Below are 15,179 nucleotides of genomic sequence, written 5' to 3'. Positions count from 1 at the left end.
CGCCGCTGTATTTGAATAACTCTTCCGCTTAAAGTGATAATATGGCCAGCCTCGAGCAGTACGAAGCATTCGTGGAAACCATCGAGCAGGGCAGCCTCACGGCTGCCGCGAAGCGCCTGAACCGGTCGCTTCAGTCGGTCAGCCGCGCGCTGGCAACGCTGGAGGGTGAACTCGGGATCGAACTCGTACGACGAACGACACGACGCCTGCATCCCACACCGGCCGGGCTCGCCTTCTACCGACGGCTCGGGTCGGCACTCAAGGACATCGAGGACGCACGGGCCGAAGCGAGCCTGGAGACATCTCGGGTTAGCGGCGTGTTCAGGATCGGCGCATCCATCCTGTTTGCGCCGACCTTCGTCATCCCAACCGCCGTTGCGTTTCTTCACAAGTTTCCCGAGGTGGAGATCGACCTGGTCCTGAATGACACCGCAGCAGATCTAATCGGTGACCGCCTCGACGTTGCCGTTCGGATCGGCGACCTGGGAGCAGCAAGTCTTCGATCGAGAAAGGTCGGGCAGTTGCGTCGCGTCGTCGTTGCGGCTCCTGCCTATCTGGCGCGCCACGGCTACCCGCATGCACCCTCAGATCTGTCTACGCATCTGTGCGTCGTTCGCACGTTCGGCCCCGAAGGCGCTGCCTGGCCACTCACAGTCAATGGCGCTGTGGTGCGAACGCCCGTGCAGGGAACCCTGCGATGCAACGATGCCGCGGCAGCCAATGCCGCCGTGCTGCACGGCGCCGGCATCGGCCTCGCGCCATTATGGCAGGTCCGCAAGGACATCGATGAAGGTCGCCTTGAAGTGCTTCTTTGCAAACACGAGCCGCCGCCAATACAGATCAGTGCAGTCTGGCCGAATAGTATCGAAACTCCCGCTCGAACCCGGCTCTTCGTCGAAATGCTGGTGAACCGGTTGGCTGGCGAGCGAATCTAGTGAACGAATCGCCAACGACGCGCAGCTGCGGGTGCCATTGCTCTCGTTACCGGCGGTACAGTGGCATCGGCCTTCGAACGCTGAAGCAGCGCGGCGAGTGGGACTTGATGAACGCCGTTATGCACACTACGCGTCGGGTCGCCGAGAGCCCGACTTGGCTACGCTGGTTAGAATCGCGGATTCCCTTGGCACATCACCCAACTGGCTACTGGGCGTAGCTCTGACCAGCTCCCAAGACCCACAGCTGTCGGCCTATATCGAGCGGTTCGCAAACGCGGCCAACGGCATGTCCAAGCACGAAATCGAGATGTGCGTGATTCAGGCAGAAGCTGTCGTTGCTGCAAAGTCGCGTAGCTAATTCTGCGCGAACAAGTGCGTTCCCCTTGATACATTATGCGATTTTGTTGCGGCAACATCGTCGCCATATCGTTCACACTGGCGAAAGCATCCGTCGACGCATGAATTTGTTTGGCTGAATCTGTAGTCGCTTGACAAAGCAATCGAGACGCGTTCTATTCCGCTTGCAGACTAAAGATGTAAGACTATCTGCAAGATGGTCTTACTGTGTCTGGTTCCTGGCAAAGTGTCCTCTTGCAGATGTCATAGCGACGTTGGGAGGACGCCGTAATGCACGGAAGCAAGATAGCCCTTAGGGGCGTACCAGATATTATTTCCCACATTGATGCGAATGACGGTATTCGAGGCCGCGCCGGTGTTATCTGGTGGCTCGCCCTCGGTGGCCTGTTCCTTGATGCCTTTGCCAATTCTGCCCTGAGTGCCGGTCTTGGACCAATGACACGCGATCTAGGATTGGATGCGGCGCAGGTCGCTCTGATGACGTCCTTCGCCTCGTGGGTGTCGATTGCGTTCAATCCGATCGGTGGCTGGATGGCCGACCGCTGGGGCCGCATGCGCCCGCTGATCCTCGCAAAATTGATCGCGCTCATTGGGGCGGTACTGGTGATGACGGCCCACTCCTATGAAGTCATCCTTCTGGGACGGTTCTTTGTTGGCGCCGCCTACGGTATCGATTTTGCTATCGCCATGGCTGTGCTTGCCGAATTCACGCCGGCGCGCCTGCGCAGTCGCCTCAATACCTGGCAGGGCATCTGGTACACCGCCGTGTGCACAAATGTGCTTCTCGCCATGCTGTTTTACAGCTGGGACGTGGGCGACTCGATCTGGCGCTATTCCGTCGCTGCAACCGGCGTCTTTGCTTTTGCGATCATGATGCTGCAACTGGTGTTCATGGTTGAAAGCCCGATCTGGCTTGCCCGCAAGGAGCGGCTGGAAGAGGCTGCCCGCGCGATGACCCGCATCTATCATCGTGATTTCATTGCTGCCGTGCCCGAAGACCGTTTGCCGGTTCTGAATCAGGCCCGTCGCGGCATTGCCAATGTCGCCCTGATTTTCCGTGGCATCTATCTGCCGCGCACCATTCTTGCCGCGACCGTCCAGATCGGACAGTCGATTCAGTATTTTGCCGTGGGCTGGTACTTGCCGCTCATCAGTGCAGCGCTCTTCGGCAAGGATTTCCTCTATGCCATGACGGGTACGCTGGTGTTCAACGTATTCGGCATCATCGGCGGCTTCTCTTCGCCGGTCATCGGCCGCGTACTCGGCCTTCGCAAGGCTTCGGCCATCGGCTTTGGTGCGGTTTTCGTCATGCTGGTCATCATGGGCATGTTCCACGACACTATGCCGATCTGGCTCGCGATCATCGTGCCTTCGCTGTTCATCCTTTTCCACTCCGGTGGTCCAGGCGCAAATGGCAAGAGCCTGTCGTCGCTGTCGTTCCGCAGCGAGCTGCGCGCAGGTGCCAACGGCGTTATCGGTGCGCTTGGCGCCATGGGGGCGGCCCTCGGCTTGCTGGTCTTCCCGATCTTCCGTGAGACCTATGGTCTCGGCACGACCTTCCTGATCCTTTCGGTGGTTCCGCTGATTGCCTGCATCATCTGCTCGGTCATTCAATGGGATCCGACCCGCACCACGGTCAGCCCGGACGCCGAACCGGATGCACCACAGTTCGAAGGCGACAAGTAACAAGGGAGGGGAATGTGAACGGACGCAGACAGGTCATTCTGGCCATTGACGAAGGAACGTCCGGAACCCGGGCCGCGCTTGTCGCGGCCGACGGTTCGGTCTCCGCCGTCAACTACACTACGCTTGCCGTATCTTCGCCGCGTCACAACGTAGTGGAGCAGGACGCTGATGTTCTTCTGCAAAAGACCATCGACGTATGCGGCAAAACGATTGCCGCGGCTCGAGATACGGGCCTAGAAATTGCAGCAATAGCAATCGCCACGCAACGCGCAACCGGTGTTTTGTGGGATACCGAGTCCGGCCGGGCGCTGGTTCCAGCCATGGTCTGGCAGGATTCCCGCTATGCCGACGAGCTGAAGCCGCTTGGAGCTGTCTGGGATGCGAAACTCGTGGCGCTCGCAGGGCGCCCGGTTGGTGGACGAGCGATCTATCTATGGGCTGCGCGCCATATGCAAAAGACGCCCGCCGTGCGTGAGGCATGGAAGGCAAGAAGGCTTGCCTTCGGCACTGTCGACAGCTGGCTGCTTTGGAACCTGTCTGAAGAACGGAAAGCCGTCACAACACCGACCAACGCCACATCCGCCGGCGCCTATGTCCTCGGTGAGCATCGCTATTTCACCGACTGGATAGAGGCGCAGGGCTTTCCGGTGGAACTGTTGCCTGAACTGAAGCAGGACGCCGATGATTTCGGCTACACGAGAAAGGAAGTCCTGGGTATTCGCGTGCCGATCAAGGCGTCGTGCGGCGACCAGTTGGGCGGACTTGTCGGTCTTGGCTGCCACGATGCCGGTCTGGCCATGTGCGTGCACGGTACGGGCAGTTTCGTCGATCTTGTGATCGGAAAGCAGACGCCCAAAAATCCCGGTCTCTATGAGGCGACGTTCACCATGACGGCCTGGCGGAGCGACAATCTCTCGCATTTCGCGGTCGAGACCTATGCCGCCACGACCGGATCGGCGCTCAACTGGCTTTGCAATGAAATGCGCTGGTTCGAGAATGCCAAAGAGGTTAGCGAACTGGCTTCGACGGTTTCGTCTTCCGATGGTCTCTTCTTTATGCCGACGCTGACGGGATTGCGCCAGCCGAACATCGTGCCGGATGGCAGAGCATCGCTGACCGGGCTTTCTTTGGCCCACAGCCGGGCGCATCTCGCGCATGCCATTCTGGAGGGCATTGCACATTCGGTTGTTTCCTGTGCTGAGGCGAGCTCGGAGGTAGCAGGCGTTCCGGTTCGGGAAGTAGTGGCTGGCGGAGGGCTTTCCTCGAGTGATGCGCTGCTGCAGCTACAGGCTGATCTGAGCGGGGTTCCGGTGCGGCGCATGGCGGATCAGGATCGTGCCAGCCTACGTGGCACCGCGTTTCTGGCTGGCAGCGAGGGATTGCTCTGGAGCGACCTTGCGGAGGCTCGCGCCACGCTACCCGAAGGCAATCTTTTCATCCCCAAGGCCAGCGAAGCGGAAAGACAGGACCGTCGAGCCCGATGGCATTCCCTTACGGATGAGGAAGTCGCACGCGTTCAATCCGGTCACTACCGCTAGTTTTTTTAACGCGCATTTTTCCGAGGAACGATCACACTTTTCGGAATGCGCTCCAACAGGAGTTGAAATGCTGAATCTGCGCTCCCGGCGCGCGGACAAGGAACGCGCCCGGATGATCCGCACCGAACCACTAAGGTTGAACCGGTCGGAACAGGAAGACCGTCTTGCCGCTGAAACCTACGATATTCTGATCGTAGGCGGCGGCGTGACCGGTGCCTACTGTGCCTTCGATGCAAGTCTGCGCGGCTTTCGTGTCGCGCTGATCGAGAAAGATGATTTTGCATCAGGTACATCGTCAAAATCATCCAAGATGGTGCATGGCGGCTTGCGCTATATCGAACAGGGTAATCTTGGGCTCGTGCGCCATTCTCTGCTTGAACGCCAGCGCCTCAGGCGTAATGCAGGCCATCTGGTTCAGCGCTTGCCTTTTCTGTTCCCTATTCTTGAACGGGATGGCGTGTTCGATGCGCGCTTCGCCAAGGCGTTTGAAGGGTTACTCTGGACATATGACCTGGCTGGAGGCTGGCGCGAAGGCATTCTGCACCAGAAGCTGACCGCCGCCGAAGTGCTGGCGCATTGCCCGACTTTCAAGGACGAATATCTGCGCGGTGGGCTCATGTACTTCGATGCCCGCGTTGATGATGCACGCTTGACGCTGGCGCTTGCCCGCTCTGCCGGCTTCCATGGAGCTACGGTTCTCAACCACTCGAAGGTCGCCGAGATTACCCGCAGTTCGGGGCGGGTCGACGGTGCAATCGTTCACACCGTTGAGGGCAAGGAAATTAGGGTGCACGCCAAGACCGTCATCATGGCGACGGGGGTGTGGCTACGAGACTGGATGGGGCTTGGCAAGGACGGCGAAAAGCCGTTGCATGTGCGCCCAGCCAAAGGCGTTCACGTGGCGATCCCTTGGTTGAAGATTCGCAATGACTGCACTGTAACGGTGCCGGTGCCGGGTCGCAGCCGCCGTGCGACAATCACGCGCTGGGGCAATGTCTCCTATCTCGGAACGACCGACGAGGATTACCAGGGAGATCTTGACGACGTGCATTGCACGCGTCGCGAACTCGATTTCCTGATCGAAGGCGCCTGCAGCGCGCTCAATATTGACCTGACGCCGGACGATGTCGTCGGCAGCATTGCCGGGTGCCGCCCGCTGGTGGCCGCTTCATCAGGTGGCAGCACCATGGACGTCAAACGCGACCATTCCGTGCATGTTGCGCCTGACGGCCTCGTCACGATCGTGGGCGGCAAGCTGACGACCTCTCGCCATATGGCCGAACAGACGGTGGACGCCGCCGCGAGAGTTCTCGGCGACCGCCGCCGCTGTACCACGAAGAAGGCATTTCTGTTGGGCGCTGCCGGCTATGACGCGCAAGCAATCGTGGCGTCTGGCGGTATGGAGGCGCATCTGGGCGAGCGTTACGGCACGGAAGCGCGCTTTGTGAGCGATCTGATCGCGGCGCGCCCGGAACTGGCCAAGCCGGTTGTGAATGGCTTGCCCTATACCGGCGGCGAAGTCGTCTACGCCGCGCGGCACGAGCTTGCCCGGACAATCGACGACGTGCTTTCGCGCCGTATGCGTGCCCGTCTGATGGCGCGCGATGCCTCGGCCCGCGCGGCCGCGAAGGTGGGCGCCTTGCTGGGGGAGGAACTTGGTCTTCCCCAGGCCGAAATCGACCAACAGGTCGCAGCCTATATTGCCGCGACCGAAAAAGAAAAGTCCATTCTCACAGGAGCGAACTGAACATGATCAGCAAGGAAGCCATCAAGCGCGGTTACAATCGCGGAAATTATGTCGTCGGTGCCCCGACCCAACCGCACTATGCCGGTAACATCACCGAAATTGGCACCAAGGCCGATCTGGCTCAGAATGCCGTTTCAGTCGAAGCTGCTCTCGTGAAGAAACTGCGCGAGATTGCAGACGAGGTTATGACCGAGCGGGATGATCTCGTCGTGAACACTCGGGACTGGTGGGCCCGTACGATGATCGCGGAAACGAGTGGAAAGCCTGCGACGGTTGATGGCGTGTTCGTCCGTGTTTCGACGGTTGAGCAGGTGCAGGCTGTCATGCACCTTGCGCATGAAGCCAAGGTGCCGGTCACGGTTTCTGCCGGGCGCTCCAACGTCACGGGCGCGGCCCTGCCTCTGCGCGGCGGCATCGTGCTCGATGTCTGCGCACTCAATCGCCTTGTAAGCTTCGATCCCGATAGCCAGATCGTTGAAGTTGAAGCTGGCATGTTCGGCGATATTTTTGAGGAAACCATCCAGCGCGACTACGGCATGACCATGGGACATTGGCCATCCTCGTTCGGTATCAGCACTGTCGGAGGCTGGATCGCCTGCCGCGGCGCGGGCCAGCTTTCCACTCGCTACGGCAAGATTGAAGACATGGTCTACGGCATGGAAGTCGTGCTGGCCGACGGTTCGCTGGTGACCGTCGGAAACTATGCCCGCGCGGCCGTCGGGCCGGATCTGCAGCAGCTCTTCATCGGTTCGGAAGGCACGCTCGGCATCATCGTAAGGGCGCGCCTGAAACTGCATCGCCTGCCGGACTATGCCCGCGCCATCGCATTTGGCTTCAAGAGCTTTGCCATCGGTCTGGAAGCCTGCCGCCGTATCATGCAGGGCGGCGCCAATCCGGCAGCGTTGCGTCTTTATGACGAGCTGGAAAGCGGTGTGCAGTTCGGTTTGCCGGAAAGCAACGTGCTGCTGATTGCCGATGAAGGCGCGAAGGAAATGGTCGATGCCGTGATGGCGATCAGCGAAAAAGTGTGCGCCGAACTCGGTGACAAGCTCGATGGCGATACTATCTTCGAGAAGTGGCTCGATACGCGTTATCTCACCGGCAAGAGCGCCGAGGGCTTCAAGCGCAGCCGAGGCTTTGTTGCAGATACGCTGGAAATGACCGGCTGCTGGCGTGATCTTCCCGCAATCTACGACGAGGTTGTTGCCGCCATTAACGCAGTCCCGGGCACACTTGCTGGTTCGGCGCACCAGTCGCATGCCTATGTCGATGGTGCCTGCCTCTACTTTTCGCTGCGCGGCGACGTGGGCGTGGAAAAACGCGCCGAGTGGTATCGAGCTGCATGGGATGCTGCCAACGCTGTACTCATCAAATATGGTGCGGCATTGAGCCATCATCACGGCGTTGGGATGCTGCGAGCGCCCTATATGAAGGACGCATTGGGATCAGCATTTCCGCTACTGGAGACCGTGAAGCAGGCACTCGATCCGGACAATCTGCTCAACCCCGGCAAGCTCGGACTTTCGCTCGACATGCCAAGAGACGGGAATTAACGGAATGACATTGGACAGGACGATCGGCGAGCGGCTTTTGCGGGCGCCAGTCATGGCAACGCTATATGGTGTCGATAATGTTCAGGCTTTTCTGGACAGCAAGGCGGAGGTAGGCATCGTCGCCAACATCGCTTTGCGACATGTTGCGGAGGTGCTGAGTGCACTTAAGAAAAGCAACAAGCTGATCGTTCTGAACATCGACAGTTGCGAGGGCCTGTCACAGGACAAAGGAGCCATCGAATTCCTTGCCGACATAGGCATTTCGATTTTGCTTTCGACCCGCGTCCCAACAATCCAGAAGGCTGCGCAATGCGGCCTTCTCACCATGCAAAAGGTCTTTGTGACAGACCGCTCCACCTGGCCTCGTAGTGTTAAAGCGATTGCGCAAAGCGCCCCCAACCTGGTGCAGCTGATGCCCTCGCCGATGCTCGACTACTTAGGGATGGATGAGAAGCGGAAGCTGCCGCCGATCGTAGCATCCGGCTTCGTCTGTAACGAGGCCGACGTCGAGACCGCTCTATCGCGCGGTGCGGTCGCCGTCTCTTCAAGTAACAAGGCGATCTGGAATTTCAAGCGTTCGAAGATGCCACCTCATGGTCGCCAAAGGTAGGACATGCCCAAAACTTTTTATCAGGTAATCGCGTACTATCACTCCAAACCCGGTTGTGGCGATGCTGTGGAGGCCAGACTTCACGAATTGGCGATGGCCAGCCGAGCCGAGAGTGGGAACATCGCCTACGCGTTTTATCGGTCGCCGGAGAACACCGATCATTTCGCGATTCTCGAAGAATACGTCGATGAAGCTGCCTTCGGCGCTCACCGCTGCAGCGCGCATTTCCAAACGATTGCATTGGAGAAGATCGTGCCAATGCTCGAGACACGAAACGTCAAGGGATTTGTGTGTTCGCGCTGACGGTCAGTGACCAAGTCTACACGAATGGAATGACCATCATGAAAAACTTTGTCTTCAATACCGCCAAATCAATTGTTTTTGAGGCGGGCGCCAATGCGCGCATCGCCGAGATTGTTGGACTGACGCTTGGTCCACGTGTCGTGCTCGTGACTGACAGGGGGCTGCGCCGCCTTGGCCTCATCGATCCCGCGCTGGCATCGTTCGCGAAAGCCGGAATTGAGGTCGCTATTTTCGATGACATCGCTGTCGACCCACCAGAATGCAACGTCCAGGATCTCGCGGCCTTCATCACGGCGTGGGGGGCAACCGGCGTGATTGCTATCGGAGGGGGCTCGCCGATGGACGTGGCCAAGGTGGCGTCACTGGTCGCCAAGACCGGCCAGTCGCTCAACGAGGTATTCGGGGTAAACGTTGCGAAGGGACCGCGCATGCCGCTGGTTCTTGTGCCGACCACAGCCGGCACCGGTTCCGAAGTTACGCCGATCGCGATCATAACGACCAACGGAGCTGAAAAGAAGGGAGTTGTCTCCCCACTCTTGCTTCCGGACATTGCGATTCTCGACGCCGAACTGACACTTGGCCTGCCGCCAACGGTGACCGCGGCGTCTGGCATCGACGCTATGGTGCATGCCATCGAATCCTATGCGTCTGCTTCCCCCACGAACAATCCGATCTCCAGCGGCCTGTCCAAACAGGCACTGCAATTGCTTGGTGCCCACATTCGCGAAGCTGTATTCAATGGTCATAATACTGTGGCACGCGGCGCGATGCTTCTCGGTTCGCTGCTTGCAGGACAAGCCTTTGCTAACTCGCCGGTCGCTGCCGTGCATGCGCTAGCCTATCCAATCGGCGGGCATTTTCACGTACCTCACGGGCTCTCCAACGCATTGGTACTAACGCATGTGCTTCGTTTCAATCTTCCGCGGGCGGCAAATGCGTACGCTGAAATTGCGGCTTACGCTTTCCCTGATTTGGCGCAACTGCCCTTCGAAACGCGGGCGACTGCCTTCATCGATGCGCTCGATCAGCTTGGCAGAGAGCTGAACATTCCACGGACACTGCGGGAGGTGGGCATTCCAAGACATGCCTTACCTATGCTTGCGCGCGAGGCGATGAAGCAGACCCGTTTGCTCGTGAACAACCCTCGAGATGTTACCGAAGCTAACGCGCTGGCGATCTATGAGGCTGCTTTTTAGCAGTTACTTCGAAGCCTAGAAATTCGATTTTCTCGAGAAGCGAAGTGATCGAAAAAATGCGCAGTCGCAAAGCTCCTGACGCGAGCTTCCGAAGTTCTCCTTGATCGCCGCCCTGAGATTTTGGACCAGATGAATACGGTCAGCCACCTGGCGTGCTACAGGTTTTCGGCGTCAACGATATCGAGACGGCCGAGCTGATCGCGCGCAGGGTCGGCAAGACGGATGTCAATTACATCACCCGGCCATGGAGCGAAGGCAAGAACTCGTCGTCCGAACACATCTCGCCTAGTGACCTCATCAACGCGGATGAGATCATGCGCGTACCGGAAGGCAGGATGATCCTGCTGAGACAGGGGCAGCGGCCGGCCTGGGCCAAGAAGCTTCGATATTACGACGACCCGGAAATCACAGGCCCGTATGATCCGTCATGAATGACGGGACAGACCGGCGTCGCCAACTTTTGTTCCTTGTAGGTCCGAGATATCATCGGCCGTGACATCGCCGGAATGCTGTCCTCGAGAGGCCAGCAAAAAAGAACGCACCAGGCGCCGGCAGCCTCGCGGCCAGAGCCAGTTCGCGCGTGGCTTGACCGGTTAAGAGCCTCGTTTCGGAGGATCAGCATCGCGGCGGCCAACGGCCGGGATCCGGCAAGCCTAGGCCCGGCAAGTCATTCCGCTTGATCGTTGGGGCGTGGCCAACGATTTGAACAAGGGCTTGTCCGGCCCTCATTGCAATGGAGCGCGCGCAACGTTCGCGTGCTCTGAGGACTTGTCCGAAGATCGGTCCGCAGCCCAGCTGCGGGCCGCTTTTGATATGCGTGATTTCGTCGCCATCCCTCACTCGGGGGAGGAGCGCTCCGCATCCACAATGGCCTGCAACTGCGACTGCGTGAATGTCTTCATGTCAGTCCTTTCTCGCTTCCAGCTTGAGAAGCTCACCTACCATTTTCGAAAAACTCATGAGCGCGCGAACTCCAGCAAGGGTCCGATATCGTGGTTATCGGCCGCCCGAAGTGCAGCAACATAATGGGCTCGGGTCTTGCCCGCATCGACCAGATTTGCCCGGCCCCAGCTAAATGGCGGTCGTCCAAGCTGGCGCCCGAGCAGATCGCCCGCCAGGCGAGAAAATCGGCCGTTTCCGTTTGGGAAGGGATGGATTACCACTAGCCTGTGGCTGAACCGGACAGCGATCTCGTCGGGTGGAAAGGTCTCGTGTTCGACCCAATAGCGCACGTCGTCAGCCACCTGCCTGACATCCATTGCAATGCGATAGGGATCGACGCCGATGTTTCTAGGTGTTGTCCGGTAATGGCCAGCCCAATGCCAAACGTCCCCAAACATGCGGCGGTGCAACTCACTGAGGAATTCCTGGTCGAGCGGGTCCCTTTTTCGCGACGTCGCCCATCGCAAGCCTTCGCCGATGTTAACTTGCTCGGCCTCGTTCAATTCGTGCCGCAAGGTGATGTAGGAGGGAATGAGCTGTTCCCGTTCCTCAGCGGTTAGCGGCGTATTTGCTTCATCGTCGTCGTGGAAAAGAGGGCCCTCCTCCATAGAGTCAATCCTCTTCCCACAGGCGTCGCCCAGCGTCTGCAAGCAAAGCGTCGATAAGCCGGCGACGTTCGTCCTCCAGGTCCGACTTGATCAACGCCTGGTTTTCCAGACGCATCGTATGATCGAGTCGCGTCATCTCCTCACCGACCTTTTCGGCCGCGCGCTCGCGAAGGATATCGTCAAGCGGCTTGATCGGCACGAAAGCGTAGACAAAGGTGCAATTCATTGCCGCGGCCGCTTCCCGTAGCGTCCTGATCGTTGTCGCTCCCGAAACTTCAGCCTTCTCGATTGCCGGTATGCGGGACGGAGCGGCACCCATGCGCATGGCGAGCTGGCGCGTAGTCATGCCGAGGGCCTCGCGGATGGCCTTCATCCAACCACGTGGCGGCGAAATGAGCTCTAGGTCTCGCACCGGCGCCAGACGTCGTTCCAACTGTTTTCGAGCGAGGGCCGCTTGTTTTTTGTTCATATATTTATGTCCATTTTCGAAGAAAATAGCATATAAAAATGAGCAATGATATCCGAATTGAGCATTTAAAAGTATTCAGCGCGAGTTACAGCGATCACAAATATATGCGCAATAGCTCAGCAGCTAGGTCCAGACAGCCGCGAGTTTCGAGCACAAGCTGTCGTTGGAGAAGCACCGCCGCTAGAGAGGTGATCGATGAGACCTTGCGCCGAGCCCTGAAACCGGCATGCCACTTTTAAGTGTTCGCGACCTAGTCGCGAATTGAGGAGAGGCAGCATGGTACAATTCTAGGACTGGTGCGATTACAACGACACGCCTGTCGGAAATCACTACATCCGGGTCATGAGAGGTCGCGGAGCCGATGAGCAGGTCACCAGTTCAGGTGCGTTCAAAGCCAAGCACGAAATCGACAACCTTCGACGATGACATTTCGCAGGGCCTCAGGATGGTGCGCGCGTCAGAGAGCACATAGAGGTTGAAACTGACGACATCCGCTCCGCCCAGCTCTTCGCCATACAGCCACACTCGCCTCCATCGGCGGCCCTGGAAAATTCCGTGCACGTAGCCCTCGGGAAGCTCCGCAAGCGCCTTCTCGAACTTAACCAGAAACGCAGACGACAGCTCGGACGCCGACTGCGTCATGGCGCCAGGCACTCGTCACAAATGCCACAACCGTCGGCGTCCATCCACGATGCCGAGGGCCACAGGTCAATTCACCAAGCCGATATCTCCACCCTCAGGGGCGCAGTCCAATAAGGGGTGAATTTTGGATGCTGATTGACAGCCGGCCAGCGGCCAACCAATCTGGCGCGTGCCATTCGCGCCCGTATCGAACCCCTCGGGGGCGTAGAGCTCAAGTTACCTGCACGCGACCCGATTCGTGACGCTCCGGATTTTGGCGCGTGATTATTCTTGACACCAATGTTTTGCCGGAGCTCCTGGCCCCGTGCCCTCGCCTGCTGTTGAAGCTTGGTTAGGCGACCAACCGCCGGCTTCTGTCTTCACGACTGCCGTTACCGAAGCTGAAATCCGATATGGTATTGGGTTGATGCCGGACGGGCGCAGGCGGCAGAGCCTGGAAGCGGCGATCATGCCGATATTCAGCGAAGACCTGGCCGGCCGAATTCTACCCTTCGACAGCGACGCAGCTGCCGCCTATGCGACGCTCGCCATCGCGCGACGCAAGGCTGGCCGCCCCATCAGCCAATTCGATGCACAGATTGCCGCCATAACCCTCTCACGCGGCGCCGCACTGGCGACCCGCAATGTCGCCGACTTCGAAGCTACCGGTGTCGTAATCATCAATCCGTGGGGCTATAGAAGCTAAGGGAGACCACGGTGGCGGAAGCGGCAGGCAAGTTGATCAGCGGGGATCCGGTTCTCAAACGTGCCGAGGAGCTGGACGCGCTCGACGCCATCCTGCCGTTCGACCGCCGCGACCAGCTTGCTGCCCTTCTCACGGACGACGATGTCGCGACGTTGAAACACCTCGCCGGCGAAGGCATGGGTGCCAATACGCTGAGGGCGCTTGCTTCGGATCTCGGCTATCTCGAAGCCTGGTGCCAGCTCGCCACCGGCGCTCCTCTCCCCTGGCCGGCGCCCGAAAGCCTGCTTCTCAAATTCGTCGCCCATCACCTCTGGGACCCGGCTAAGCGTGCCGAAGATAAAAGCCATGGCATGCCGGCAGAGGTGGAAACGACGCTGAGCGAAAACAAGGTCGCGCGGCCCGGCTGATCACCTGAAAGCGCCGGTCATGCCGGCGGAGGCGTGTGGTCCTGGACGTCCGGCCAGAGGCACCGCTGGAGCAGAACAAACACTGCATGCAGTAAGCTGCAGAATCGCAATGGGCTCAGGTCTGGAGGTTGTCCGCCGACATCTTGCCGGACTTGCGGTCTTTCACCAGCTCATAGGTAATCTACTGGCCGTCGTTGAGTCCGCGTAGACCAGCTCGCTCCACCGCGGAAATGTGGACGAACACATCAGCAGTTCCGTCATCCGGCTGGATGAAACCGAAGCCTTTTGTTGTGTTGAACCATTTTACTGTACCGGTTGCCAAAGTATCCTCTTTTGATCATCGTCCTGTCGGACAGATAGGCTCGAATGACACTGGTGCGCTCACATTAGTAGACGGTTCCGGCGTCAACGGAAAGTCATGCGAGCTGCCGTGTCTTGGCCGAACGCAGCCAACAGCCGGCGGTCCTGCTATATCGCGTCTATCCCACCGGACCTAAATTCCGGGTCTTGGTTGATTACCTTTGCTGTAAGCACGGTAGAGCCGACGTATTATGGCTGCAAGAACAGACGCGCTTATTGCGCCGATGCGCCTAATCCCAGGACAGCTGATCCTTCGGAAGCCGACCACTTGGGTCATGTGCCTGCACTTTATGCGGCAGGCTGGGGCCCCAGTTCCAAAGCACCAGGTTTCGATCTCCCTCTTCGGAGCCAGGCGCAAAACTGGGTACTATGATGCCTGCCGTACCCCTCGCCTTCAGTCGATCGTATATCGACCAGGATGGGGGCCTCCTTCCTTCGGAAAGCGCGGTGGCCCAACTGCAGGTCATTTCCTCCACCGAAACACTATTCGCGGCCCGACCAACGTCAGAAGTAAGGTCCGCGATGTCATCACAGTCGACATCGTAGGAACAAAGTACGCAGGGGTCGATACGATGAGCAAATCCTTGATTGGCTTCCTTAATCGCCGTCATGACACTGAGGCCGAGATAGAGAGCCGACACGCCTTTTGGGTTGAACCGCGCGCCCCTTATAGCCGCGCCATCTCCTGAAACCGGTTTGAAAGCCCAGCGTGGATCGTGCGCACGGTAACAATTGCCCACAAACCTCAAGCGAAGCCCCCTAGGGCCATATGATCGAGGTAATCTCGCACCGCCGCGGCCTTGCCGTCTTTTACGAGAGCCTCGGGCGTACGCCCGCCAAAAGCTGGTAGAGGTTGAGCCCGGTACCAAGCCATTGCTTGCTCCTTACCACCGGCCCAATCTGAGACACGACTGATAATCTCCAGCATTTCCCGAAGGCGGCTCTGCGTTTTCGCACCCAGGCTACGCTCGCTTCTATACAGCGTTTCGCGGGCTAGGCCCGCCGTCTCGGCCAACTGGCTCTTAGACATGCCGAAGCCGGTTGCGACCCGTTCCACAGCGATCTTTCCCGAGCGATCCATATAGGACAGGACCAGGGGACCGCTTTGCTCTAAAGATTTCAGAACCTGAGGCATGATCAT

15 protein-coding genes and 3 pseudogenes are annotated in these 15,179 nt (G+C 58.8%); 12 read left to right on the top strand and 6 right to left on the bottom strand.

The window, feature by feature from the left end:
* The first annotated feature begins 41 nt into the window (after positions 1 to 41).
* The 10 genes from IB264_RS22045 (at position 42) to IB264_RS22000 (ending at position 10,356) form a co-directional block, all read left to right on the top strand.
* A complete protein-coding gene (locus IB264_RS22045; protein WP_025429766.1) occupies positions 42 to 935 on the top strand; it encodes a LysR family transcriptional regulator in 894 nt (297 codons plus the stop codon).
* 31 nt (positions 936 to 966) lie between these two features.
* Positions 967 to 1,293 (top strand): helix-turn-helix domain-containing protein, encoded by a 327-nt coding sequence (locus IB264_RS22040; protein WP_375154981.1) that lies wholly within the window; start codon positions 967 to 969, stop codon positions 1,291 to 1,293.
* A gap of 269 nt (positions 1,294 to 1,562) precedes the next feature.
* Positions 1,563 to 2,978 (top strand): MFS transporter, encoded by a 1,416-nt coding sequence (locus IB264_RS22035; protein ID WP_057223476.1) that lies wholly within the window; start codon positions 1,563 to 1,565, stop codon positions 2,976 to 2,978.
* A 14-nt stretch (positions 2,979 to 2,992) separates the two neighbouring features.
* Positions 2,993 to 4,516: an FGGY family carbohydrate kinase gene (locus tag IB264_RS22030; protein ID WP_025429763.1), complete on the top strand. Its 1,524-nt coding sequence runs from the start codon at positions 2,993 to 2,995 to the stop codon at positions 4,514 to 4,516.
* A 67-nt stretch (positions 4,517 to 4,583) separates the two neighbouring features.
* Positions 4,584 to 6,263 (top strand): glycerol-3-phosphate dehydrogenase/oxidase, encoded by a 1,680-nt coding sequence (locus tag IB264_RS22025; RefSeq protein WP_025429762.1) that lies wholly within the window; start codon positions 4,584 to 4,586, stop codon positions 6,261 to 6,263.
* 2 nt (positions 6,264 to 6,265) lie between these two features.
* Positions 6,266 to 7,816, top strand: a complete 1,551-nt coding sequence (locus IB264_RS22020; protein WP_057223478.1) for an FAD-binding oxidoreductase — start codon at positions 6,266 to 6,268, stop codon at positions 7,814 to 7,816.
* Between the two features lie 4 nt (positions 7,817 to 7,820).
* Positions 7,821 to 8,426 (top strand): glycerol-3-phosphate responsive antiterminator, encoded by a 606-nt coding sequence (locus tag IB264_RS22015; RefSeq protein ID WP_198956874.1) that lies wholly within the window; start codon positions 7,821 to 7,823, stop codon positions 8,424 to 8,426.
* Between the two features lie 3 nt (positions 8,427 to 8,429).
* Complete coding sequence (locus tag IB264_RS22010) at positions 8,430 to 8,729, top strand: putative quinol monooxygenase (protein ID WP_057213325.1); 300 nt, start codon at positions 8,430 to 8,432, stop codon at positions 8,727 to 8,729.
* Between the two features lie 38 nt (positions 8,730 to 8,767).
* Entirely contained in the window at positions 8,768 to 9,925 is a 1,158-nt protein-coding gene (locus IB264_RS22005) for an iron-containing alcohol dehydrogenase (RefSeq protein WP_057223680.1), read from the top strand.
* A gap of 152 nt (positions 9,926 to 10,077) precedes the next feature.
* On the top strand, positions 10,078 to 10,356 hold the full coding sequence (locus tag IB264_RS22000; RefSeq protein ID WP_025429757.1) for a type IV secretory system conjugative DNA transfer family protein: 279 nt from the start codon (positions 10,078 to 10,080) through the stop codon (positions 10,354 to 10,356).
* A gap of 525 nt (positions 10,357 to 10,881) precedes the next feature.
* Here the strand turns inward: IB264_RS22000 and IB264_RS21995 are convergent.
* The 3 genes from IB264_RS21995 to IB264_RS21985 form a co-directional block, all read right to left on the bottom strand.
* Positions 10,882 to 11,475, bottom strand: a complete 594-nt coding sequence (locus IB264_RS21995; RefSeq protein ID WP_057223480.1) for a mobile mystery protein B — start codon at positions 11,473 to 11,475, stop codon at positions 10,882 to 10,884.
* 4 nt (positions 11,476 to 11,479) lie between these two features.
* Positions 11,480 to 11,944: a mobile mystery protein A gene (locus tag IB264_RS21990; RefSeq protein ID WP_025429754.1), complete on the bottom strand. Its 465-nt coding sequence runs from the start codon at positions 11,942 to 11,944 to the stop codon at positions 11,480 to 11,482.
* Between the two features lie 378 nt (positions 11,945 to 12,322).
* Positions 12,323 to 12,586 carry a hypothetical protein gene (locus IB264_RS21985; protein WP_171520275.1) on the bottom strand — a complete coding sequence of 88 codons (264 nt, stop codon included), beginning with the start codon at positions 12,584 to 12,586 and terminating at the stop codon, positions 12,323 to 12,325.
* Between the two features lie 260 nt (positions 12,587 to 12,846).
* Here IB264_RS21985 and IB264_RS21980 point away from each other — a divergent pair.
* A pseudogene (locus tag IB264_RS21980) lies at positions 12,847 to 13,271 on the top strand (type II toxin-antitoxin system VapC family toxin).
* Between the two features lie 11 nt (positions 13,272 to 13,282).
* Positions 13,283 to 13,669, top strand: a pseudogene (locus IB264_RS21975) (integrase); the annotation flags it as partial.
* Positions 13,670 to 13,793: 124 nt separating this feature from the next.
* Here IB264_RS21975 and IB264_RS21970 read toward each other — a convergent pair.
* From IB264_RS21970 to IB264_RS21960, 3 genes and pseudogenes are all read right to left on the bottom strand, one after another.
* A pseudogene (locus IB264_RS21970) lies at positions 13,794 to 14,000 on the bottom strand (cold-shock protein).
* A gap of 268 nt (positions 14,001 to 14,268) precedes the next feature.
* The gene (locus IB264_RS21965) at positions 14,269 to 14,787 is read right to left on the bottom strand and encodes an RES family NAD+ phosphorylase (RefSeq protein ID WP_082571758.1); all 519 of its coding nucleotides are present in this window, start codon (positions 14,785 to 14,787) and stop codon (positions 14,269 to 14,271) included.
* Positions 14,784 to 15,173, bottom strand: coding sequence for an antitoxin Xre/MbcA/ParS toxin-binding domain-containing protein (locus IB264_RS21960; protein ID WP_025429740.1), 390 nt, complete (start codon positions 15,171 to 15,173; stop codon positions 14,784 to 14,786). Before IB264_RS21960 ends, IB264_RS21965 begins: the two co-directional genes overlap by 4 nt.
* Between the last annotated feature and the right edge of the window lie 6 nt (positions 15,174 to 15,179).

The organism is Ensifer sp. ENS11 (assembly GCF_014851895.1).
Taxonomy (GTDB): domain Bacteria; phylum Pseudomonadota; class Alphaproteobacteria; order Rhizobiales; family Rhizobiaceae; genus Ensifer; species Ensifer canadensis.
This window is presented reverse-complemented; position numbering and strand designations above follow the sequence as displayed.

Bases quoted from the DNA above. Each gene is read 5' to 3' on its own strand.
- IB264_RS22045 (WP_025429766.1), top strand. From the start codon at position 42: ATGGCCAGCCTCGAGCAGTACGAAGCATTCGTGGAAACCATCGAGCAG.
- IB264_RS22035 (WP_057223476.1), top strand. From the start codon at position 1,563: ATGCACGGAAGCAAGATAGCCCTTAGGGGCGTACCAGATATTATTTCC.
- IB264_RS22025 (WP_025429762.1), top strand. From the start codon at position 4,584: ATGCTGAATCTGCGCTCCCGGCGCGCGGACAAGGAACGCGCCCGGATG.
- IB264_RS22020 (WP_057223478.1), top strand. From the start codon at position 6,266: ATGATCAGCAAGGAAGCCATCAAGCGCGGTTACAATCGCGGAAATTAT.
- IB264_RS22015 (WP_198956874.1), top strand. From the start codon at position 7,821: ATGACATTGGACAGGACGATCGGCGAGCGGCTTTTGCGGGCGCCAGTC.
- IB264_RS22010 (WP_057213325.1), top strand. From the start codon at position 8,430: ATGCCCAAAACTTTTTATCAGGTAATCGCGTACTATCACTCCAAACCC.
- IB264_RS22005 (WP_057223680.1), top strand. From the start codon at position 8,768: ATGAAAAACTTTGTCTTCAATACCGCCAAATCAATTGTTTTTGAGGCG.
- IB264_RS21995 (WP_057223480.1), bottom strand. From the start codon at position 11,475: ATGGAGGAGGGCCCTCTTTTCCACGACGACGATGAAGCAAATACGCCG.
- IB264_RS21990 (WP_025429754.1), bottom strand. From the start codon at position 11,944: ATGAACAAAAAACAAGCGGCCCTCGCTCGAAAACAGTTGGAACGACGT.
- IB264_RS21985 (WP_171520275.1), bottom strand. From the start codon at position 12,586: ATGACGCAGTCGGCGTCCGAGCTGTCGTCTGCGTTTCTGGTTAAGTTC.
- IB264_RS21960 (WP_025429740.1), bottom strand. From the start codon at position 15,173: ATGCCTCAGGTTCTGAAATCTTTAGAGCAAAGCGGTCCCCTGGTCCTG.